This is a genomic window from Proteiniclasticum sp. C24MP, assembly GCF_043951855.1.
Lineage (GTDB): Bacteria > Bacillota > Clostridia > Clostridiales > Clostridiaceae > Proteiniclasticum.
In genome coordinates, this window is record NZ_JBINJW010000012.1 from 56,353 (window position 1) to 78,363 (window position 22,011).

23 protein-coding genes are annotated in these 22,011 nt (G+C 45.6%); 4 read left to right on the plus strand and 19 right to left on the minus strand.

Annotation, left to right across the window (positions count from 1 at the left end; translation table 11 throughout):
* Nucleotides 1-17 precede the first annotated feature (17 nt).
* The 12 genes from ACHAL6_RS09650 to ACHAL6_RS09705 all read right to left on the minus strand — a co-directional run bounded on the left by ACHAL6_RS09650 (nt 18) and on the right by ACHAL6_RS09705 (nt 12,378).
* Nucleotides 18-1,190, minus strand: coding sequence for a SpoIIE family protein phosphatase (locus tag ACHAL6_RS09650; protein ID WP_395270396.1), 1,173 nt, complete (start codon nt 1,188-1,190; stop codon nt 18-20).
* Nucleotides 1,190-2,893 carry a [Fe-Fe] hydrogenase large subunit C-terminal domain-containing protein gene (locus tag ACHAL6_RS09655; protein ID WP_395270397.1) on the minus strand — a complete coding sequence of 568 codons (1,704 nt, stop codon included), beginning with the start codon at nt 2,891-2,893 and terminating at the stop codon, nt 1,190-1,192. Before ACHAL6_RS09655 ends, ACHAL6_RS09650 begins: the two co-directional genes overlap by 1 nt.
* Entirely contained in the window at nt 2,880-3,131 is a 252-nt protein-coding gene (locus ACHAL6_RS09660) for a (2Fe-2S) ferredoxin domain-containing protein (RefSeq protein WP_395270398.1), read from the minus strand. The genes ACHAL6_RS09655 and ACHAL6_RS09660 overlap by 14 nt, the downstream gene beginning before the upstream one ends.
* 308 nt (nt 3,132-3,439) lie before the next feature.
* Nucleotides 3,440-4,282, minus strand: coding sequence for a mechanosensitive ion channel family protein (locus tag ACHAL6_RS09665; RefSeq protein ID WP_395270400.1), 843 nt, complete (start codon nt 4,280-4,282; stop codon nt 3,440-3,442).
* Between the two features lie 72 nt (nt 4,283-4,354).
* Complete coding sequence (locus tag ACHAL6_RS09670; protein ID WP_207598452.1) at nt 4,355-4,807, minus strand: RpiB/LacA/LacB family sugar-phosphate isomerase; 453 nt, start codon at nt 4,805-4,807, stop codon at nt 4,355-4,357.
* Entirely contained in the window at nt 4,804-5,583 is a 780-nt protein-coding gene (locus ACHAL6_RS09675; RefSeq protein WP_395270402.1) for a triose-phosphate isomerase family protein, read from the minus strand. The genes ACHAL6_RS09670 and ACHAL6_RS09675 overlap by 4 nt, the downstream gene beginning before the upstream one ends.
* Entirely contained in the window at nt 5,583-6,233 is a 651-nt protein-coding gene (gene dhaL, locus ACHAL6_RS09680) for a dihydroxyacetone kinase subunit DhaL (RefSeq protein WP_395270403.1), read from the minus strand. The genes ACHAL6_RS09675 and dhaL overlap by 1 nt, the downstream gene beginning before the upstream one ends.
* A 139-nt stretch (nt 6,234-6,372) precedes the next feature.
* Nucleotides 6,373-7,365: a dihydroxyacetone kinase subunit DhaK gene (locus tag ACHAL6_RS09685; RefSeq protein ID WP_207598455.1), complete on the minus strand. Its 993-nt coding sequence runs from the start codon at nt 7,363-7,365 to the stop codon at nt 6,373-6,375.
* A gap of 178 nt (nt 7,366-7,543) precedes the next feature.
* Nucleotides 7,544-9,358: an oligoendopeptidase F gene (pepF, locus tag ACHAL6_RS09690; RefSeq protein WP_395270405.1), complete on the minus strand. Its 1,815-nt coding sequence runs from the start codon at nt 9,356-9,358 to the stop codon at nt 7,544-7,546.
* 199 nt (nt 9,359-9,557) lie between these two features.
* A complete protein-coding gene (locus ACHAL6_RS09695; protein WP_395270407.1) occupies nt 9,558-10,682 on the minus strand; it encodes a GNAT family N-acetyltransferase in 1,125 nt (374 codons plus the stop codon).
* Between the two features lie 186 nt (nt 10,683-10,868).
* Nucleotides 10,869-11,240 carry a cytochrome b5 domain-containing protein gene (locus tag ACHAL6_RS09700; protein ID WP_395270409.1) on the minus strand — a complete coding sequence of 124 codons (372 nt, stop codon included), beginning with the start codon at nt 11,238-11,240 and terminating at the stop codon, nt 10,869-10,871.
* Between the two features lie 178 nt (nt 11,241-11,418).
* Nucleotides 11,419-12,378, minus strand: a complete 960-nt coding sequence (locus tag ACHAL6_RS09705) for a Gfo/Idh/MocA family protein (RefSeq protein ID WP_395270432.1) — start codon at nt 12,376-12,378, stop codon at nt 11,419-11,421.
* A gap of 134 nt (nt 12,379-12,512) precedes the next feature.
* Between ACHAL6_RS09705 and nfsA the strand changes: the two genes are divergently transcribed.
* Both nfsA and ACHAL6_RS09715 read left to right on the plus strand, forming a co-directional pair.
* On the plus strand, nt 12,513-13,250 hold the full coding sequence (nfsA, locus tag ACHAL6_RS09710; protein WP_395270411.1) for an oxygen-insensitive NADPH nitroreductase: 738 nt from the start codon (nt 12,513-12,515) through the stop codon (nt 13,248-13,250).
* Between the two features lie 101 nt (nt 13,251-13,351).
* Nucleotides 13,352-14,335 (plus strand): hypothetical protein, encoded by a 984-nt coding sequence (locus ACHAL6_RS09715; RefSeq protein WP_395270413.1) that lies wholly within the window; start codon nt 13,352-13,354, stop codon nt 14,333-14,335.
* A gap of 125 nt (nt 14,336-14,460) precedes the next feature.
* On the opposite strand, the gene ACHAL6_RS09720 is transcribed toward ACHAL6_RS09715, so the two are convergent.
* Complete coding sequence (locus tag ACHAL6_RS09720) at nt 14,461-15,051, minus strand: TetR/AcrR family transcriptional regulator (protein ID WP_395270414.1); 591 nt, start codon at nt 15,049-15,051, stop codon at nt 14,461-14,463.
* Nucleotides 15,052-15,232: 181 nt separating this feature from the next.
* Here ACHAL6_RS09720 and ACHAL6_RS09725 point away from each other — a divergent pair, with 181 nt between their 5' ends.
* The gene (locus tag ACHAL6_RS09725) at nt 15,233-17,050 is read left to right on the plus strand and encodes a flavocytochrome c (RefSeq protein WP_395270416.1); all 1,818 of its coding nucleotides are present in this window, start codon (nt 15,233-15,235) and stop codon (nt 17,048-17,050) included.
* A gap of 90 nt (nt 17,051-17,140) precedes the next feature.
* Here the strand turns inward: ACHAL6_RS09725 and proC are convergent, their stop codons facing one another.
* On the minus strand, nt 17,141-17,947 hold the full coding sequence (proC, locus tag ACHAL6_RS09730; RefSeq protein WP_395270418.1) for a pyrroline-5-carboxylate reductase: 807 nt from the start codon (nt 17,945-17,947) through the stop codon (nt 17,141-17,143).
* Between the two features lie 12 nt (nt 17,948-17,959).
* Nucleotides 17,960-18,436, minus strand: a complete 477-nt coding sequence (gene smpB, locus ACHAL6_RS09735) for an SsrA-binding protein SmpB (RefSeq protein ID WP_395270419.1) — start codon at nt 18,434-18,436, stop codon at nt 17,960-17,962.
* A 234-nt stretch (nt 18,437-18,670) separates the two neighbouring features.
* Here smpB and ACHAL6_RS09740 point away from each other — a divergent pair, with 234 nt between their 5' ends.
* On the plus strand, nt 18,671-19,549 hold the full coding sequence (locus ACHAL6_RS09740) for a DegV family protein (RefSeq protein ID WP_395270421.1): 879 nt from the start codon (nt 18,671-18,673) through the stop codon (nt 19,547-19,549).
* A 66-nt stretch (nt 19,550-19,615) separates the two neighbouring features.
* On the opposite strand, the gene ACHAL6_RS09745 is transcribed toward ACHAL6_RS09740, so the two are convergent.
* The 4 genes from ACHAL6_RS09745 to ACHAL6_RS09760 all read right to left on the minus strand — a co-directional run bounded on the left by ACHAL6_RS09745 (nt 19,616) and on the right by ACHAL6_RS09760 (nt 21,880).
* Nucleotides 19,616-20,134, minus strand: a complete 519-nt coding sequence (locus ACHAL6_RS09745; RefSeq protein WP_395270422.1) for a GNAT family N-acetyltransferase — start codon at nt 20,132-20,134, stop codon at nt 19,616-19,618.
* Nucleotides 20,119-20,469: a GNAT family N-acetyltransferase gene (locus ACHAL6_RS09750; RefSeq protein ID WP_395270424.1), complete on the minus strand. Its 351-nt coding sequence runs from the start codon at nt 20,467-20,469 to the stop codon at nt 20,119-20,121. Before ACHAL6_RS09750 ends, ACHAL6_RS09745 begins: the two co-directional genes overlap by 16 nt.
* Before the next feature lie 126 nt (nt 20,470-20,595).
* Nucleotides 20,596-21,393 (minus strand): hypothetical protein, encoded by a 798-nt coding sequence (locus tag ACHAL6_RS09755; protein ID WP_395270425.1) that lies wholly within the window; start codon nt 21,391-21,393, stop codon nt 20,596-20,598.
* Nucleotides 21,380-21,880, minus strand: coding sequence for an RNA polymerase sigma factor (locus ACHAL6_RS09760; RefSeq protein ID WP_395270426.1), 501 nt, complete (start codon nt 21,878-21,880; stop codon nt 21,380-21,382). The genes ACHAL6_RS09755 and ACHAL6_RS09760 overlap by 14 nt, the downstream gene beginning before the upstream one ends.
* Nucleotides 21,881-22,011 lie beyond the last annotated feature (131 nt).

Sequence of the window (22,011 nt, forward strand, 5' to 3'; positions counted from 1 at the left end):
CGTTCTGAGGACATCCATCAGATGGTGTACAGCTCCACCCTTCTGCCTGATTTCTCCATAAGTTCCTTCAGCTTTTTAATCTGTTCCACCTTATAGTTGAAATTATAGGAAAATCCCGGTTCCTGGTGTGCAGGATTCACCGCCGTCCCCATGAACAGCCTGACTTCAGTGGACTCATCCAGAATGAGCCTGCATAGCCTGGCGGCGCCATCGGAGTCAGAGAGCCTTTTCAGAAGTTCCATGCTCTTCTTCTCATCATCAAAGACTTCAAGAATTCTGATCACTTCCCCAAGGGTCAATACCCCTTCTGTCACCAGGTCCGCTCCTTCCATCGTAGCGGAAGGCGGCAGATTCTTACTTATTCCCTTTAGATCGATGTCCAGAGGCTTCCCCAGCTCTCTCGATATGATGCCCGCTGTAGTGCCTCCGGCAATCACCTTCAGTCCTTCCGCTTCCACATAGGATTTCACATAAAGCGCATCATCTTCCGGATGATTCGGCGGTCCGGCAAACAGATTGAGCACTTTCTTCTCTTTGACGGCCAGACAGAGGATGCTGGCATCATCACCCGGTTTCAGATCGTAGAGGACCTCGGTGTAGCCCAGCACCTCATGGGCAAGGGTCCCCGCAGCGCTCTTCCCAAGGGCGAGCTCTTCAATATAGTCTCTGATATTCTCCCACTGCCACCCGAAGTTCAGCAGTTTCCCAACACCGGCATGAACCACGCCATCGCTGATGACCGTAAGGTAATCCCCTGGTCTCATCCTAAGCTCCGATAAGTGGATCTCTTTGCCATGGATGACCTGCCTGGTTTTCTGCGGCATGCTGAGTTTTCCGTTTCTGAAATGAAAATAGGATGGATTGTCAAACTCCACAACTCTGACCTTTCCGGTGTTTTCAGCCATGACGATGGTGAACGTGGAATAGGCCATTTTCCGGACAGAACAGACCGGCAGTGTTTTCGTTATGGTTTCTATGGTATCTTCCAGGGAAGCATTCTCCTTCAGCATGGTGACCGCAATCTTCGCTGTCAGAGTAGCCAGAATATTGGCCTTGACTCCGCTGCCCAGTCCATCGGAAAGAACCAGAATCATCCCTGATTCATTTTCAGCGGTTTCAATGTGGTCTCCGCAGAGCTCTTCTCCATACTTGTTCAGTGACAGATGCTTCACATCCAGATAATAGCTCATCAGCTTCCTTCCTCCTGAACAATCTCCTTCAGTCTGTTTAAAGCGATTTTCGTCTCCGCAGTGGTTTCGCCAAGAAGACTTGCGATTTCATGTGCGACTCTCATCTGCTTTTCGATGACCTTGTTCGTGATGGCAATGGTATTCTCCTTCATGGTCTGAAGCTCCTGTCTCCTGTTTTCTTCTTCGGTGATGTCGGACATGATCACCAGAATCTGATTGTCTTTGGGCAGGAATAGAATGCTCTGCATCACAATGAGACCGGCCTCCTCATAGATGATCCGCCGGTTCAGATCGTTATACCCTGAAGTTTTCACTCGACTGAACCCCTGATCTTCCAGCAGAAACTGGATCGGCAGGTTTCTCACCTCATCGGCTTTCACTTTGAAGGTGATTTCAGCAGAAGGGTTCATCTGCGTGATGCACAGATCCTCATCCAGTATGAAGATCATGTTGGGGGAATTGTAGAAAATGATATCATTCATATGCTCCGCTCTGGTTCTCATGAAAGGCATGCACATCTCCACATCCGACATCCCTTCCAGGACGGCTCTTGCTTTCTCTCTGCAGCTGTCATAGCCGCAGGCACCGCAGTCCAGTTCATCCTTGGGTTTTCTCTTCCCCATACGACCCAGCGTACTCAAGATCTCTTTCTCACTGAACTGTTTCTTTCTTACCGGATTCTTCATATAGGTGGTGGTGAGATCAATGCCTGAAAATGAAAGTACTGCCCCTTTATCGGGCCATCCTGATTTCACATGCTTCTTTACCAGCTGTTTACGAAGAAATGTGCTTATAGTCTTTTTCGGTATGCAGGGACCGGAAATACAGGACTCATGACATGCATTCAGGTCAAGAAATGTTCTGCTGAGTGACCCGCTCTGAAGCTCTTCCAGTACCTCCTTTACCTGACTGATTCCTTCTACATGGAGAATATCATACCCCTTTGCTGTGAGTGTTCCTTCAAACCCTTCTCCGATCCCGCCTTTCAGCGGATATTTCTTCCCCAGAAGATCACCTGAAACTTCAGGTGTGAAAGGACTTAATGCTTCCGGATCAAGATTTCTCTCAGTAAACATCTGGCAGATTTCCTCCATGGTGATCACCGCATCCACGGTTCCTTCATTGCCGAAGGTCAGCGGTTCGCATTTCTTGCTGAGGCAGGGGCTGATGAAGACCGTATAGCTTTCCCTGTCTTGTGCTTTCACCGCTTTTCCAGTTGCCAGCATGGGAGAGACTACTGGAATCAGAAAATCGGACAGATCCTCATAATAACGCCTGATGATGAGATTCACTGTAGGACAGCAGCTGGAAATGGCATAGAGCGGATTCTCCTCTTCAATATAGCGTTCATAAGCTCTGGTCACTTCATCTGCACCAGAAGATACTTCCACCACTTTTGAAAACCCCAGTTCCTTCAGCCCATGAATGAACCCGCCCTTGTTTCTGTAGAACCCGGAAAAAGAAGGGGCAATCAGTGCCACCACAGTCTTTTCAGTTTCAAAGGCTTTCCTGAGCTTCGGCAGGTCACTCTGAATATCTCTTGCGTTCTGAGGGCAGGCCAGAAAACACTGGCCACAGGCAATGCACCTGCTATCATCTATGATGGCCTGATGATCCTGAAATCGTATCGCCTTTACTGGACATGCTCTCACGCACCTGTAGCAGTTCTTGCAGTTTGCTTCTCTAAAGTTAATCAGCTGCACTTCGTATTTCCTCCCAATGTCTTTTCAGCATTTCCACCGCATTTTCCGGTGAAAGCGAAAGCACTTGTCCATCCATTCTCACACTGACTCCTTCTGTGCAGTGCCCCAGACAGAAACTGCCTCTCAGCCTTATTTCATCTGATAAGTCATTCTTTTCAATATAGTTTTCCATTTCTTTTACAACCTCATAGGACCCCTTGAGATGACAAGAACTCCCAACACAGATTTCCACTTCCATAACGTTCACCTCGGTTCTGATTTCGCTTCATAATGGCTTTATAAGCCGTTTCTCAAACATATCCAGTATACCACTTGGTTAATTTTTTAACAACTGCCGTTCTTTTTTCTAATAACCGCATGAAAAAATCATTTATCTGCAAATCTTCTATTGACAAATACTCTTTTTATAATTATTATTAGATTATAATCATTATTAATTAGCACCGCACATGCTTATTAATTATTATCAATTACAATTACAGAAAAAAGAGGAGCAGATGCTCCTCTTTTTTCTGTATGTATCCCTATGATTGCTCCGCGCTCGCCTTACTCCGGAAGCACATTCTGAACATTGTCTGAATCAGTCTTATTCATGGTCACCATGACATCTCTTGTAGGATATGGGATTTCAATATCGTTCTTTTCAAACTCTGTAATCACATCCTCGTTAAGCGCATAAAGCACCGTGAAATAATCTTCTCTCTTAACCCATACTTTCAGGTCAAAGTCGATGGAGCTGTCTCCATGATTGATCACACCAAGAATCACGCCACGCTCATCCAGAATCATTTCATTCTTGAGCACGATGCCCATGAGCACCTCTTTCACCTTCAGCACATTCGTTCCATAAGCCACGGAATACACCTTATCGATTCTTCTATACGGTTCTATGCTGTAATTGGTGATATGTGATGTGGCTAAGTGGCCATTTGGCACCATCACTCTTTTGTTGTCAATGGTATTCATTGCGGTGTAGAGCATCTGAATGGAAAGTACGGTTCCAGACACATCTGAAGTCTGAATATAGTCCCCTACGCCAAAGGGTCTGAAAATGAGCAGCAGGATGCCTGCCGCAAAATTCGAAAGACTGTCTTTCAGTGCAAGCCCTACTGCCAGACCCGCTGCTGAGAGCATGGCAATGAACGTCGTCATAGGGACATCGATGATGGTGGCTGCTGTTATGATCACGATGAGTTTCAGGAAAAACCCGGACAGTGTCAGAATGAATCCGTGAACGGAAACATCCAGCTTGCTCTTCATCAGGGACTTTTCCAGCAGTCTCACCACATATTTTGCCAGCTGCCATCCGATGATCAGAACAACAAGAAAGCCTAATACCTTGAACCTATACGCTAAAATGATCTCGTTAAATTTCTCAAAAAAATCCATAATTCCTCCAACACACATATAAAGTGCCTATGAGAGTTCCTTGAAACTTTTATAGGCACAATACAATTCAGTTTATTTACCTCTGTAGCTATTGTCTATTTCATTCATTCTGTCCACTTTCGGCAGGGATCTGCCGCCCTGGAATTCACTCGCAAGATAAGCCAGCGTCAGCATTTCCGCTACAGCTTTTCCAGTTGTGAGACCGCCCATGGTGATGATGTTGGCATCATTACTCTTGGCTGCTCTTTCCGCCTGATAGATATCCGTCACCTGGGCTGCTCTGATGCCATGAACCTTATTGGCCGTGATGGCTACGCCGATGCCCGTTCCGCAGATGATGATTCCTCTGTCGAAGTTCTTTGCCGCCACCTCTTTCGCCACTTTTTCCGCTATGTTCGGATAGAGCACTTTCTCATTCTCAAAGGACCCAAAGTCCTCATATTCATATCCGTTGTCCTTGAGTACGCCGATGATATGATTCTTCAGTTCAAATCCCATCTCGTCGCATCCTATTGCGATTTTCATGATTTTTCCTCCTTTGTTTCTCTTACGTTCTGCACGATTTCCTCAAAATTCGCGATGTCATGTCCGAATCGTCCGATGAACAGGCCATCAATATCTTCTGAGGAAACAAGCTTCTTTGCGTTCTCCTTGTTGGCTGAACCGCCGTAAATGAGTCTGATTCTTTCGCTGACCGCTGCTCCATAAAGTTCTGTGAGAATCTCTCGGATGATGCGCATGGACCCATGAACATAGTCCGGTTCCGCCGGTTTTTCCTTGCCTATAGCCCATTCAGGCTCATAGGCAAGCACAAGACCCGATAAGCTTTCACCTTCAAGACCCTTCAGCAGTTCGCTGATCTGGCTTCTAAGTTCCTTCTTTCTCTCCGGGCTTCTATCCGTTTCTCCTACACACACGATGGGCATGAGACCTTTCCGGATGGTTAGTCTTATCTTCTCATTGATCATCTGGTAATCTTCTCTGAAAACGGATTTTCTCTCTGCATGTCCCAGCTCCACCAGATGACACCCGAGATCCAGTGCGCTTTCTATGGAAAACTCTCCTGTCATGGCTCCATTCTCTTTAGGAGCAATGTTCTGTACGCCATATAGAATACTGGAACCCTCCAGCACCTTTGCTACGGGATAAACTGTCCCCATGGAAGGAATGAGAAAAACATCCACATCTTCTATTGCGTCCATTTTTTCCATGACTTCCTTTGCCATGGATACTGCCTGTTCCATCTTATTCACATAGATTTTCAGGCTCATACCGACAATGGGCTTTCTTTTCATTCCCATCACCCTTCTGCCAGATTCTTCATCTCATCCAGCATTTCTTTGTAGATCAGGTAGGAAGAGAAGGATCCCGGATCTCTGAATCCGATGGCTCTTTCTCCAAGTCTCATGGCTCTTCCTTTCTTAGCAATCAGCGGAATGGTCCTGTCAGAGCCTTCTTTCAGCTCATTGACGAAGGCTTCGAATATTTCAATGTCTTCCTTGCCTGAATCCAATGACTCCTTCATACGGTCAATGGCAGGTCTTAATGCATCCACCATGGTCTTGTCTCCAACCACAGCTTTCCCTCTCATCTCGATGGATTTGATGCCGTTCTCGATGAATCCCACCAGTTCTTCAAAGGTCAGCTCGTTTTTGCCTTTCACATCATCCCCGGCCTTCATGAAAAGACTGCCATAAAGGGGACCTGCTGCGCCGCCCACCTTTCCGAGTATGATCATGCCCACTTTTCTGTAGAAACTGGAAATATCCTCCGTTTCTTCATACAGTTTGTCCAGCTGCTTCTCCACTTCTCTGAATCCAATGGACATATTGATGCCATGGTCTCCATCTCCGATGTCTGAATCAAGCTTTGAGAGATAATCTCGATGCTCCTCGAACATAGGGATCAGTCTGACAATGAAATTCCTGAAAAACTCTTTATTGTACATCATTTCGTATCCTCCTCAAATTCTAGTCCTGACTTTATTATACACACAAATCTTTCCGTTTCCAAAAAGCCCCATCAGTAATTGAAGAATATCCGCCACATCCCGTGCAGCGGATATTCCGATGATTCTATGTTTCTGTCTGTTATCTGATGCTCATGTATGGAGTATCTACTGGATAGTCCAGAAGTTCCTTCAGCTCATCATCCACCTTGACGATGGTGATGCCCATACCGATCATGTCCATGGACGTTGCGTAGTTTCCTACCAGTGCCTTGTAGACCTTGATGCCCTTATTCGTCAGCACTTCTTCCAGATGGTTGTTGATGATGTACTGGTCCATCAGTGGCAGTCCACCCAGTCCGTTGACCAGTGTATAGACTTCATCGCCTTCCTTCAGTTCGAAATCCTTGAAAATATGTTCCATGATTTCATCTACCACCTGGTCAGCAGGCTCAATCTTACCTCTTCTTACACCAGGTTCTCCATGGATACCCATACCGATCTCCATGTCTCCATCTTCCATATCAAAGATGGTTCCACCCTTTACAGGAATCGTGGAGGAGGATAATGCCACACCCATGGATCTTGTATTGTCATTGCATTTCTTTGCAGCAGCCACAACAGCGTCCAGATCTAGTCCTTTTGCAGCAGCAGCACCAGCTGCCTTGAATACAAACAGGTCTCCGGCGATTCCTCTTCTGTCTTCGATGTTTTCAGAGGAAACCACGTCATCTGTCACAAGGACCGTCTCCACGCGGATTCCGTCTTCTGCAGCCATTTCTGCACCCATATCGAAATTCATCACGTCACCGGCGTAGTTTCCATAAAGATAGATGCATCCTTTACCCTGGTCCACTGCTTTTACAGCATTGTAGCAAGGTTCAGGTGAAGGAGAGGTGTTGATGTTACCGATGACTGCCGCATCCGCAAAATTTTCTCCGACATATCCGAGGAACAGTGGTTCATGGCCAGATCCTCCGCCTATGATCACACCTACTTTTCCTTCTGCAGGTCTGGTTGTCACCACGACTCTGCCATCATGTTCCAGAAGTTTCGCATAATCGGGATGTGCTTTCACATACCCGGACAGCATCTCCTCTACTACTTCATAAGGGTCATTAATCAGTCTTCTCATTGTTCATTCTCCTTCTCGCATTTATTCTGGGATCGTCCTTACAGTAATGATCAGGTCCTCATCGAGGTGCTGAAATTTCTATCACTCCTATATCATTTCCATAAAAACTTCTCTCACATACTATTATTAAGCAAATCAAACCGATAATCATCAAGAATATGTAAACCTTTTATTAAAATTACAGATGATCTCCAAGTTCCTCTGTAAGTTTCTCAATTTCATCGATGATTTCTCCGATATAGGCAATGGTGTTTTTCAGAGGCTGGTCTGTAGTGATATCCACCTTTGCCATGGCTGCCAGTTCCACCGGATCCATTTTCCCGCCGGTCTTCAGCACATTCTTCCAGTCTTCTACAGCCACTTCTCCTTCACGTAGAATTCGCTTTGAAACTTCTGTGGCTATGGTGAGTCCTGCGCTGTAGGTATAGGGGTAGAGTCCTTTGTAGTAATGCTGCTGCCTCATCCAGGTATTCTCGGCTCCTGGATTGATTTCCACTTCTTCACCCCAGAACTTTTCCAGTGTTTCCCTTTTCAGCTCGTTGAGCTTCTTCGCATGGACGCTTCCGCCGGCATCGATGATTTTATACACTTCTCTCTGATAGTGCGCTTCCAGCATATGGGTCACGAAGTTGTGGTAGTAGGTTCTCGAGATCATAGAGGACAGCACCCATCTTCTGAAACGCTTCTCCTCATTCTGCTTCAGCAGATAATTGGCCATGATCATCTCATTCATGGTGGAAGGCGCTTCAATGAAGTACAGAGAAGGTCTGGAATTGAAAATGTTCTGATTCTGCTGAGACAGATAGAAATGTCCCGCATGTCCCAGTTCATGAGCCAGCACGAACACCTCTCTCATCCTTTCCGTCCAGCTGATGAGTATGAAGGGATGTCTTCCGTAGGGGCTGGAACAGAATGCTCCTGTGGATTTTCCCTTGTTCTGGACAAAGTCGATCCATCTCTCCTTGAAGGAGCGTTCGATCATTTCCGTATACTCCTCGCCCATGATCTTCAGCCCGTCCTTGACATAGGCCTTGGACTCCTCCACGGTGATGGGCGGTTCATAGGTGGGGTCTACAGACAGCTTCAGATCATTGAAGCTCATCTTGTCGATACCGTGTATTTTCTTCAGAAGTCTGGCGTATTTTCTCATATGAGGTGCCAGTTCTTCATAGATCACATCAATCTGGCGGTCATACATCTCACGGGTCACTTTCTGGTCAAAAAGAAGATAGTCGATGACGCTGTCGAATCCCTTCAGATCCGCCATGGCTTTTTCTTTCTGTACCTGTGTCTGATAAACCCCCGCTACCGTATTCTCATAATCCTTAAGCTTCCTGGAAAACGCATCAAAAGCCGCCCGCCTTACTTTCATGTCGTTGTCGTAGTCATAATGATTTTCAAATAGAACAAAGCTCAGCGGATATTCTTTTCCATCCACTTCAAAGGTGCCGAAATCCATATCCTGAAGCTTCGCTTTGTTGTAGATGGACATAGGGGAATTCATCACCGGTGAAAGAGTCGCCAGGGCTTTCTCCACTTCTATGGTCAAGGCATAAGGCTTTTCTCTCAGAAGATCTTCCAGAAAATGTCTGTTCTCCTCACTTTCTTCCATGGCTTTTTCAATGACGGATTCATCATTTTCAAGAATCTCCCCTTCCACAAAGGAAAGCTGGCTCTTCACATTGGACAGCAGATTGGAAGCCTCCATGCTCTTTGACTGGTTCTCGTTATCCGTCATATCCACACTGACCGCAAGAAATCTGTAGCTTGAAATCAGTCCGCTCAGCACATTCACCTTTCTCATTTCATCCAGGCAGGTGTTGATGTTTTCCGCATTGATAAGATTTCCTTTATACTCAGAAACGATTTTCTCTGTCAGCACACGCAGTTCCTTCACCGCTTCCTGAGCTTCCTCCTCACTTAGGTATATGGCGGAAAGATCCCAGGTTCTCTTCTCGTCGACTTCATTTCTCAGTAAAATTCTGTTTTTCATTTTTGTAACCTCCCGAAACTAATGACTCCATTATAACAAGAAGAATGATTATTCTTATAGTCAAAAGATACAGATAATATGAAAAGCACTAAAGATAAACTTCCCGCCTCATCGCTTTTTAAGGCGAAAAAAAGCACCCAGAACCATTCCCATATGAGGCAATGATTCTGGCTGCATATCTCATAAAATCCAAAGGTTCCTACAGGAGATCCTTGTAGTAGATTCTATAGGTTTTGTAAGGCTCATCTGAAAATCCCAGTACATCATTCAGCATGGGTTTGTTGTATTCCCAGATGGTGGAACCCTCCACAAATTTATATCCACGCTCCAGGCCTCGCTTCAGTCCCTCATAATAGATTGCTGCAGTAACACCCTTCTTTCTATACTCAGGCACCACAAACAGTGTGAATATGCGCAGACGATCGATTTTTCTTTTATAGTAAAGGAACTTGAATATCCCGAAGGGAAAGAGCCTTCCACCCAGTTTCTTCAGAACCTGATTGTAATCTGGAAGTGCTATATCGAAACCGATGGGTTTTCTGTTCTCATCTCGTGCGATATAGACAAAATCCGGGTCTGCAAAGGGAATCAGCTGATCTTTGATGATCTGAATTTCCTCGTCGGTGGGCGGCATGAAATCATCCCATTCTTCAGGCATGGCCTTGTTGATCACTTCTTTCACATCCGCGATTTCTCTATCTATCTGTTTAAGATCCAGGGGTTCAACTGTATACTTGTATCTCTTCTTGACGTAGGGAATGAGTTTATCCAGACGTTCTTTGTGTTCATCTGAAAAAAAAGCTTTGTAAGCGTAGCAGTCATAGTACTTCCTGAATCCGTAATCAAGAAACTGTTTATTGTAATACTCCTTGTTGTAGGTATTCATGATCAGTGTCGGATCTTCAAAATTATCAATGATGAAACCTCTGTAATCATCTCCTCCTGGAAGAGACAAAGGCCCTTTGATTTTATTGACTCCTCTTTTCCGGAGAAAATCTTCTGCGTAGGAAAGCAGCTTTCTGGATACTTCATCCTGCTCCATACATTCATACAATGCGATATATCCATCTCTGAATCCTTTATATTCATTAAGCTCATCATTGATGCCCACAAGCAGCCTTCCTGCAGGTTTTCCGTCCAGATAGGCAATGACTCTCTCATTTTCACCCGCCTGATGGAGTGCATTGTTTTTCCCCATGATGTACTTTCTGAAATCAGAAATGAGCGGTGGCACCCACGCTTCCTGACCTTTATATAGCTGAAAAGGCAGCATCACAAAATCGTTGATTTCCTTTCTGGATAGAGCAGGTTTCACAATGAGCATCGGATCATCCCCCTAACAAATCACTTTATAATCATTATATTACTATATGGATTTTATTTCACTAAAGAATTATTTCCACCTTGGATGATTGAATATATATAGTAGCTGTTTCATTCTGAAATGCTATCACGACGAGAAAACGAGCAGGCGTTCCTGCTCGTTTATACAGTAGTTTTATATGAATCGTTATTCCACTATTTTTCCTACAGGTTCCAGATCCTCAATTGGAGATAGACCATGTGGTGAGACTTCTCTGATCTCTTCCGTGTAGTCCTGTCCTGCCGGAAAGTCATTGTGTACGCCTCCAGACCATGGTGGAAGCTCCGTCACATCGTAGATATTTCCATCTATGGCGATATAGGCTTTGTTTCCATCCTGTCCGTCATACTCTGCAAGTTCCTCTATGGTAAGTTCAAGGCCGTCTTCACCCTCAGCTGGTGTCTCCATGGGGGTTTCCCCTGGTGTTTCGGGGGTTTCGCTATCTGTCGTACATCCCGCCAGTAAGGCTATCGACATCAATGATGCCATAATTCCACCGATTATTTTCTTTGAAATCATTTTTTATCCTCCTTTACACTCAAATCATTCCATAAGAGGCAAGGTCTTATGGGTTTTCTGATTGACCTTATTCTATGTCAACCGATTTTGAGATACAAGGACTATGAATGAAATGTAATTGATTCTTACCACCTTGTTCAATATATTGTTAATTTTTAACAATATAGCCATGAGCACTTCATGATGCTTTTAGAAATTCAGTCCACAGATCATCGGTGATTTTTGCCGATTCAATGGAATAGTGACTCTTCATCACCGGACTCTCGTGAAGTCCCTTTACCAGACACTCATTGACATGGTCCACTTCATACACCATCTCAAACTCCACAGGATGGCTGATCGTTCGCACAGGCTCTCCATAGATTTCCACCGTCGCTTCTCTTGCCTTCCAGAAATCATGGATTTCAATTTTTCCTTTCTCTCCGAAAATTCGCAGGATACTGTCTGACTGAACCATGGTCGTGATTTTCCCCTCGATTAGCACTCCGCCCTGAGACTTTAATACAAAGGCACACTGCAGGTCCACACCTTCATCCGATAAGGTGGCATGCCCTGTTGCCGATGTCAGCTTTTCCTCCGTCAGATTCATGGCATGCGCTAGTATGTAGTTTCCGCTTCCATATAGCGCTCCACCTCCGGATTTCTTGTCATAAAACCATCTGAACCCCACTTCAGGAATGGAAATGCTATATTCAAATAAATGAACTTTACCGATCTCATCATTTTCTAGAATACGCTTCACCTCATTCGTCACAGGAAGAAAAAGCGATTTCTGTGCTTCCATGATGAAGAGATTCTTCTTCCTGGCGAAATCGAACAGTTCTCTGGTATCCTTTTCACTTAATGTCATGGGTTTTTCCACCAGTACATGCTTACCGTTTTCTAGGGCAAGCATGGCATTTTCCTTATGCGCATGATTGATGGTCGGTACGTAGATCACATCAATATCCGGATCTTTCACCAGCTCCTCATAGCTCCCATAGGCAGTGTTAATGCCAAGGCCATCTGCTCTCTCTCTCGCTTTCTCGAGACTTCTGGAGGCTAGGGCACGAACTTCTCCCATCTCTGAAGCTCTTACCGCTCCCACAAATCGGTCAATGATTCTTGCAGTGCCCATGATGCCATACTTTATCTTCATCAAATTCATCCTCTCCTTATCAGACAACTGGATTTCTATCATCATATATTCTTCCTTTTATTTCATTATACACTTAATTGTTTCACTGCCTGAATATGATACTATAAAATTAAAAGAACTTGGAGGGAAAAAACATGAATGAAATACTGAGCCTTATGAACAGCCACACCAGTGTGCGAAACTTCAAAGATTACCCCATCAGTGATGAAACCCTGCATGAACTGATAAAGGCTGGGCAAAGCGTAGCCTCATCCAATTTCATCCAGGCCTATACGGTAATCCGCGTGAAGGATCCCGAAAAGAGGAAGATCATTGCGGAGCTGGCCGGAAATCAGGCCCATGTGGTGGATGCACCTCTGTTTCTGGTTTTTGTTGCGGATCTGGAACGCGCAAGGCTGTCCACGACGCTCCATGAAGAAAAGATGGTTCATGGCCAGACGGAAGCGTTCATCATCTCCACAGTGGATACTGCTCTCATGGCCCAGAACGTCATGCTTGCAGCCGAATCCATGGATCTTGGCGGTGTCTATATCGGTGCCATCAGAAACAATCCTCAGGTGGTTTCAGAGCTTCTGGATCTTCCAGACCACACCTATCCTCTTTTCGGCATGTGCCTGGGCTATCCGGAGTCGAAGAATGAAGTGAAGCCTCGTCTGCCCATGGAGATCATTCTGAAGACAGACAGCTATCAGAGCGGTAATGAAGTGGCGCTTCTTAAGAAGTACGATGAAACCATGGAGGCATATTACGCAAAAAGGAACACGGCAAATCGGAGCGACAATTGGACCAAGCAGATGGCAAGAATGTTCTCCAAACCGCTGAGACCTCATATGAAGGACTTTCTGGAGAGCCGGAAAATGAACAGGAGATAGCTGAAATTTCTTCTGATTCTCATGGAGTTTCATCAATTTGTCATTTTAATCACCCTTTTCTGAGCTATCATGGAATCAGAAAAGTCAAGAGGTGAAGTACCATGAAAAAATCACTGTCAACTCTTTTCCTAGTGGCAGTGCTCATCGCACTGATCATAGGCTGCTCCAAATTGGGCTCTCCCATCGGAACGGTTGAAAATAATGATCCTGTGGAAACCGCTTCCTATGGGCCTGCAGAGGATGAAGCGGGAGATGAACCTGTTGTATCTGAAGAAGAACCCCCTGTTCTTGCACCAGAAACGGAAGAAGGTCCATTGTTTGACATTAAACAGACAGTGACTGCTTCGCAAGAAGAAGGTTTTGATAAGGAAATCGCAGCGGGAGCGGACCTGGATGGAGACGGGGTAACCGATCGCATTGTCCTGAAAACTAAGACGAACCCCTACTATGATGAAGTGATTTCCTATGTTCTTTTCGTCAATGAAGAAGAAATCTCCTACGAAGGATCCATGATCGACCCTCTATTTCACGTGGTGAATATCAGCTCGGAGGATCCTTATCTTGAAATCGCCGTCAGTGAGGAAGGTCCCAGCTCGGACTTTCTTACAGTATTCTACCGATACAAAGACAGGAATCTGACCAGACTCTCCGAGATCCAGGGATTCCTTGGTAAATATCCGGGTACAGATACCATTGGAGATGTGGTGCTGGATGGAAATGGAAGAATCACCACAAAAACCCGTGGTGCCGTCATACAGACCTGGTTCTATGACGACAGCTATCTCCTTACAGATGAAGATCAGCTGGTGCAGGAAGTGAAGGAACTCTATCCTCTGGATACGGAGGTCACTCTTCTCAAAAAACTGAAGACGGTGCCTTCCAGAGAATCTTCCGAAGAAGGATATGTCTTCCAGATCGGAGAGCGCGCTGTCCTTGCGGAGACAGACAACAGAGAATGGGTCTCCATAAGGAACGACAAGGACGAAGTATTCTGGTTCCAGATCCGGAATCATTCTGAAATGATCGGTCAGGAGGAAGAAGGATATGCCTACGATTACTTTGAAGGACTCAACATGGCTGACTGATGTATGAGCACCATTTTCTAAAACCATAAAAAGAGCGAAATTAGAAGCTGACACTTCTAATTTTCGCTCTTTTGAATTTTTCCGGTTTCCCCTTCTTTCCATGAAGCTGTTTTCCTTAAATGCTGCTATTTCTCCAGAACTGCTTCCAGCAACATTTCCATCTGTTTTCGATTCATTTCATTCAGATCAAACACTCCATCTTTCAGGCACCAGTGAAAAATGACACCTCTTGAGACCATGAACAATCTGTCCACAAGCATGTCCGCATCTTCCACATAATACCCATTGAGCTTCAGATTCTGTTCTCGCAGTATACTCTTCAGCACTTCCTGCATGGGTCTTTTTTCCTGGACAAAATAATGATTCCCCGTATTGTAGAGAACCTTCGTGAAACGAATGTCGTTGGTCTGAACAAAGCTCACATAGTAGTCCATATAGTCCAGTATGAGATTTCTGATTCCCTTCTTCTCCACGTCCACATCTCTGAACTGTTCGAAATTCATATCCGCTTTCTTGAAGATCTCATAGATGATGTCCTCCTTGCTGTCAAAATGATTATAGAAAGATCCGATGGAAACTTTCGCATCCTTGCAGATTTCCTGGATCGAGGTCCGTTCCAGACCTTTTTCTGAAAACTTGGCAATTGCGGAATCATAGATCTTTTCTCTTGTTTCCAGTGCTTTCATCTGTCTTTTTGTCATCTTCTCTTCTTCCACTGTACCACCCCCCATTACTCTACATCCATTATACATGATAGAATCTGTTCCGGAAAACAGATAAGTATTTTTTATCAATTATTGATAACCCTTTAACAATATGATATCTTGAATATGTTCAATGAACCTATTCAGTGAATATGTTCGTTTATAATTTATCATTTTGAAAGAGGGGAAAGAAATGAAAAACATCGGAAAGAAAATTGCAGCTGCACTGATCATGGTCATGGCAGTTTCCCTGGGCGCATGTGCGAGTCCAGAGACAAAGGAACCCAATGAAGGAAATGAAACACCTGTAGAGGAATCCGTCTTTACACCCGGAACCTATGAAGGCAGCGCCAAAGGTTTCCACGGAGATGTGCTGCTCACGGTCACAGTCAACGAGAACGAGATCACAGAGATTGTCGCTGACCACACGGAAACCGAGGGCCTAGGAGACAATGCCATCGATGCTATGATCGCATCCGCCATGGAAAAGGATTCTCTGGCACTGGATATGATGAGCGGTGCCACCTATTCCTCCGAAGCTTTTCTGGCAGCCCTTGAAATGGCGCTGGTGAAAGCAGGTGGAGATGCTGAAAAGCTGAAGGAGAAGGAAGCCGGCGAAGAAGCAGCCAAAGAAGATATCATAAAGGATACGGAAGTGGCCATCATCGGAGCAGGTGGAGCTGGACTTTCTGCAGCGGTATCTGCGCACCAGAACGGAGCAAAGGTCATCCTCATCGAGAAGATGCCAAACGTGGGCGGAAATACCATCATTTCAGGCTCCGCTTTCAATGCAGTGGATGAAAAGAGACAGGCACCACAGGGCATTGAAGACTCCATCGAAAAATTCTATACCCAGACTTATGAAGGCGGAGACAAGCAGGGAGACCCTGAACTGGTCCGAGTGCTTGTAGAGAATGCCTACCCCACCATCGAATGGCTGGAGTCTTTAGGTATGGAGTTCAAGGACACCGTATTCACCGTCCTCGGTGCATTGTGGCCAAGATCCCATAAGCCGGTGGAACCACTGGGAACCGGATACATCAATACCTACATGAACTACATCAATGAACATTCCGATGAAATCGAAATTCTTACAGAAACCGAAGCCAAGGAACTTGTGGTGTCGGAAGACGGACGTGTCACAGGATTCATCGCAGAAGGCAAGAACGGGAAAGTGACCGTGAACGCCAGCAAGGGTGTCATCGTTGCCACCGGAGGATTCGGATCCAACATTGAAATGAGAGACCAGTACAATACCATCTGGCCAGCCCTTACGAACATCAAGACCACCAATCACAAGGGTGCCACCGGAGACGGAATCGTCATGGCGGAAAAGATCAATGCTTCCATCGTACAGATGGAGAACATTCAGCTTCTTCCCATGGGAGACCCTGAAACAGGAAGCCTTTCCGGCAATATCGAGCAAGGCGTGGAGAACAGAATCTTCGTGAACTCCGACGGAAACAGATTTGTTGACGAAGGGGAAAGAAGAGACGTTATGACCAATGCCCTGATGGAACAGGAAGACTCCATGATGTGGGTCATCGTGGACCAGCACTCCTACCCCACTGGAGATACCGTAAACAACTTCAATGAAAGCATAGACTCTCTGGTAGAACAGGGCAGAGCTTTCAAAGCGGATACATTGGAAGAACTGGCGCAGCAGATCGGTGTTTCTCCTGAAAATCTGGTGAAATCCGTAGAAGCCTTCAATGCCGCTGTGGATGGTGCTACTGACGAATTCGGCAGAACACTTTTCATGCACAAAATCGATACTGCTCCATTCTATGCTGGAAAGCGTGTTCCTACAGTACATCACACCATGGGTGGAATCAAAATCACTCCTGAAACAAGAGTTGTTGATGTGAATGGCGTTGTGATTCCTGGCCTCTTTGCCGCAGGCGAAGTCACAGGAGGAATTCATGGTGCCAACAGACTGGGTGGAAATGCTTTGACCGACGTGAATACCTTTGGTAGAATCGCAGGAGCACAGGCAGCAAAAGAAAACTGATAGAGCTATTTCCTGTTATTAACTACAAGGAAAGAGGTCCTGGTGCCGTTTTGGCATCTGGACCTCTTTCTCATTACTTAATATCGTTTCTTACTTGCTCATTTCCCTTGATTTATCTATACAGGCATCCACCGCTGAAATCACGGCATGACGCAGGCCCTTCTCTTCCAGCATGGTCACCGCTTCAATGGTGGTTCCTCCGGGAGAAGTGACCATATCCTTCAGCATCCCTGGATGAATGCCCGTTTCAAGAACCATCTTTGCCGCGCCAAGGACCGCCTGGGCAGAGATTTCGTAAGCCTCTTTTCTAGGCAGACCATTTTTCACTGCAGCATCGGCCATGGCCTCAATGAACATATAGACATAGGCTGGTGAGGAACCGCTGATTCCTGTAATCACATCCATATGCTTCTCTTCAATGAGACTGACCTTCCCGATGGTGCTGAGCATGGCGATGACGTTCTCCTTCTCCACCTCATCTAGCTGCGCAGATGCCGTCATGGCAATGAGCCCTTCCTTCACAGCCACAGGAGTGTTAGGCATGATCTTCACCATCTTCGCTTCTTTTCCAAGGTAGGTTTCCATTTTCTGAAGGGTTACCCCAGCGGCCATACCAATGATGATGGTCTCTTCTCCGATGTCCTCTTTCACCTGATTCAGCACCGTCTCATATAAATGCGGTTTCACTGCAAGAAAGAGGTAATCCGAATGCTGTGCCACTTTTCTGTTGTCACGGGTCACCTCCGTCTGATAGAGCGATCGTATTTCTTCCAACGTCTCCTCTCTGGATGTGGAAACCATAACCTTAGAGGCGGAAACCCATCCGGAATCCAGTATGCCTCTGAGGATGGCTTTCCCCATATTTCCGCAGCCGATGAATCCGACAGTTTTATGCATGGCTTTTCCTCCTTAGTATTTGTTTCTTTCCTTCATTTCTCTGGCCACATCTCTTTTATGGGCTTTTTCAATCAGAGAATCACGTTTATCGTAATTTTTCTTTCCCTTGGCCACAGCAATGGCCATCTTCACTCTTCCGTTTTTCAGGTATAAGGATAATGGAATCAGCGTGAAGCCTTCTGCTGAACTCATCATGCTGAGTTTATCAATCTCCGCCTTATGAAGCAGCAGTTTTCTGGCTCGTAATGGGTCCCTGTTGTAGATGTTCCCCATCTCATAGGGTGAAATATGCATGCCTACGATGAACATTTCCCCATTTCTGATTTCCGCATAACTTTCCTTTAAATTGACTTTACCCATTCTGATGGACTTCACTTCTGTGCCGATGAGTTCTATTCCAGCCTCATAGACTTCTTCGATGAAGAAATCATGTCTGGCTTTCCGGTTTTCGGCCAGCGTCCTGTTTTTCTTTTCTTTTTTATTATCCATAACTTCACCTCGTTCTCTGTACTTATTCTATCACAGGCTTACACCCTTTTCACTTACTTTCATTCTGGCACCCTCATGGCCTCTTCAAGGAAGGCTTCGATTCCATATGATAAGATTAGCTTCATCAAAATTTAAGTTAATTTTTTGTTTGATGCACTATGATGAAGTGGTACTATTTTATATTTTTATAACGGACTTATTCATTTATTCAATTCGGAAAACAAAGGAGCGTCTATGAGCAATTATAAGATTATTACAGACTCCACCTGCGATCTGCCGCCGAAGATCATCAAAGAACTGGGTATCCATGTGATCCCAATGGAATACACACTGGATGGCATCAATCACTTTCAGGATGTCTATGATCATGGAGAAAAGACCAGAGCATTCTACAATCACCTGAAAGAGGGCAAAAAACCCACCACTTCCATGATCAACATCGAGCGTTACATGGAAATCTTTTCCAGCTATCTGAATCAGGAAAGAGATGTGCTTCATATCTCCTTTTCCTCAGCACTCAGCGGAAGTCACAACGCCAGCAGACTGGCTACGCTTGAGCTGAAAGAGCGCTATCCGGAGAGAATCATCCGTACGGTGGATTCCAGAGCAGCATCCATCGGACAGGGTCTTATGGTGTATCACGCTGCTATGATGAAAGAAAAGGGTATGGATCTGACTGATCTCGCAGACTGGATCGAAAAAAACACCGGCAGTGTCCGCCACTGGTTCACCGTGGAGGATCTCCAGCACCTCAAAAGAGGCGGACGAATCGGAGCCATTCAGGCCCATGTGGGTACTGCGCTGAGCATCAAGCCGATTCTCACGGTGGATGCAGAAGGAAAACTTTTGAATGCCGGAAAGGTCATGGGCAGAAAAAAATCCCTCACGGAACTTCTCAACCGGATGAAGGAGGAATCTGTGGATTCCAAGAACCAGGTGATCATCATCGGACATGGAGATTCCAGGGAAGATGCTGAGCTTCTTGAGAAGAAAATCAGACAGACCCTGCCTGTGAAAGATGTGATTCTCACCTACATCGGCCCCATCATCGGAAGTCATACCGGCCCTGGTATGGTCGGCCTGACCTTCATGGGAGAAAAGAAGGAAAACTAGAAAAACTGTTCCTTTGACTGAAAAGTCAAAGGAACAGTTTTTTCACTTTCTTAATAAGAATCGGTTCTACAGAAGCCTCACCATCTCATACTGTGACAGCTTCTCTTCTCTGAACCCCAATCTGTGCACAAAGCCCCATAGCCCCATATGATTGGAAAAGCTCATCTGAATCTTCTCCCCCAGAGTCTTACGGGCGATCTCCTGAAGAAGAGAGGATCCTATGCCCTGAAGCCTTTCCTCCTTGTGAACCCAGATGAAATAGATCTTCCCGGATGTCCTGTAGGCACAGGCACCGATGATCCTTTCTTTCCGGTACACCCCCAGATAATGGATGTCCTCTGTGATTTTCATCGCTTGAAAATCCGTCTGCCAGTTGAGATGAACTTCTCCAACCTGCTCTTTCACAGAAAAGAACTCCTCTTTGCTCATTCCCCTCATGGTCAGTTCCTCAGAAAGACGCGTTTTCTCTGCCAGCAGAACCTTCTGACCAACTGCATAGTATTTCATGTCATAGATTCTGCAGTGGCCTTTCTTTTCGTAGAAAGAGACAGCTCGATCATTCCCCTTGATCACTTCAAGAAACATCTGTCTGCAGCCACTCTCTTTCGCGCTTTTCCATGAAGAGAAAAAAGCGCATCACTGACGCCTTTCCCTCTATAGGCCGGATCGATGCAAAGGGTTCCGCAGCGCATGGTTTTGATGCCATCAAAATCCTTCACTCCACCCAGAACAAGTCCCACGGGATTTTCCCCATCCAGCGCCACGTAGGAAGCGGAAAGATCATTGCCCTCCGATCCGAAAAAGCGTTCAAAGAATCCCTCCTGGGTGATCTGGAAGCGGATCATGTGGTCTGAAAATCCTTTCTGAAATGCCGAATAGATTTTTTCTCTTGGGACCTCCTGTGCATTCACATATCTCATTTTATGACCTCCCACTTCATTCTGTTTTTGTTACCACTATCCATTTAAATTCTTCTGATGCTGCACGCAGCAGTGAAGACGCTCCTCTTTATTACTGAGCGTCCTCACATCCCTCTCTCAAATGGGCTATTTCACTTTCTCCATGATGTATGCTTCCACCTCTTCCAGGGTCTTCGCATCACGGATGGCTGGGAAAGTGCCTCTTTCAAAGAGAAGACCTTCTTCTGTTTCCATGAAAGCGAACCTAACGGTGTCAATGATGGCATAGCCGGCAAAGTCTTTCATCTTCAGCTCCTTCCCGTTCTCTTCCCATACTTCCTCGATGCTGTAGATGATGGGCATGAAGATGCCCCGTTCTCCAGGCTTCATGGCTCTTGTGATGTTGAAATCCGCACCCATGACATTCCCGGTGTCCACGGGTCCCGGCAGCATGGCTGATATGGTTTCTCCAGGTGTGAGATCTCCATCATAGACTTTTTCCACCTCTATGGTGACAAGAGCTCTGTAATGTTTGATGCCGGCAAAATCCATGCTGATGTTCTTCGTCTCTTTCACCGTGCCCATGAAGGCCACGGTATCAAACATGGAAAAGACTTCTTCTTCATTGAAGATCATGGTCACTGCCTGGGATCCGCTTTCAGGCTCTGGCACCTCGTCCACCGCAGTGATGGTCACTCCATCCTTGGCATAGAGTACGTCTCCATTTCCCTTTTCTGTAAGCCCCGAAAGTCCGATGGTCAGAATGAGGGCTGCCGCCGCGACTCCTGTCGCCATGAAGATCGTTCTGTTTTTCTTTCTCATCTCTTTCACCTTTCCTTTTTCTTTTTCGCTGTTGTGACTTAAGATATTTTCGAGCATTCTTTTTCGGGTCTCATCATCAGGAGTGATCTGATTCATGACTTCATCATATTTACTGTTTTTCAAAGATATCCTCTCCTAACATTACTTTTAATCGATCTCTTCCACGCTGAAGATAGTTTCGCACCGTGGAAGAGGGTTTCTCCATGAGCTTTGCGATTTCTTCGCTGTCATACCCCTCATAATAGTAGAGATAGAGTGTCACCCTGTATTTTTCCGGCAGTTTCATCACCATTTCAAGCAGATTCTGATCTGCCTCCTCCTCCATGGAGAGGTGGTACATCTCCTCTTCCAGATTTGTGTTTTTCTGCCACCAGCTTTTTAGATGATTCCTGCAGAGATTTCTTGCGGTGACAATGAGCCATGCTTTTTCATGCGCTTCATTTTCAAACTCCACCGGCCGGTCCAGTAATCTGATGAATGTATTCTGCACCATATCTTCCGTGTCCATGGTGTTCTTCAGGTAGGAAAAACAGATGCGATACACCATGTCTACATGTCTTTCGTATAGTTCTATCATTCTATGTTCTTCTCGAAGCTTCGTATTCTGCACTGTAGGAACCTCCCTTCACTATGAATACAATTCTACAGGTCCATGTGTCCCAGAAAAAGAAGAAAAGGAAACAAAATATATTTTTCAATCGAGTAGGGGGAAATTTCTTCCCCCTCTCACACCACCGTACG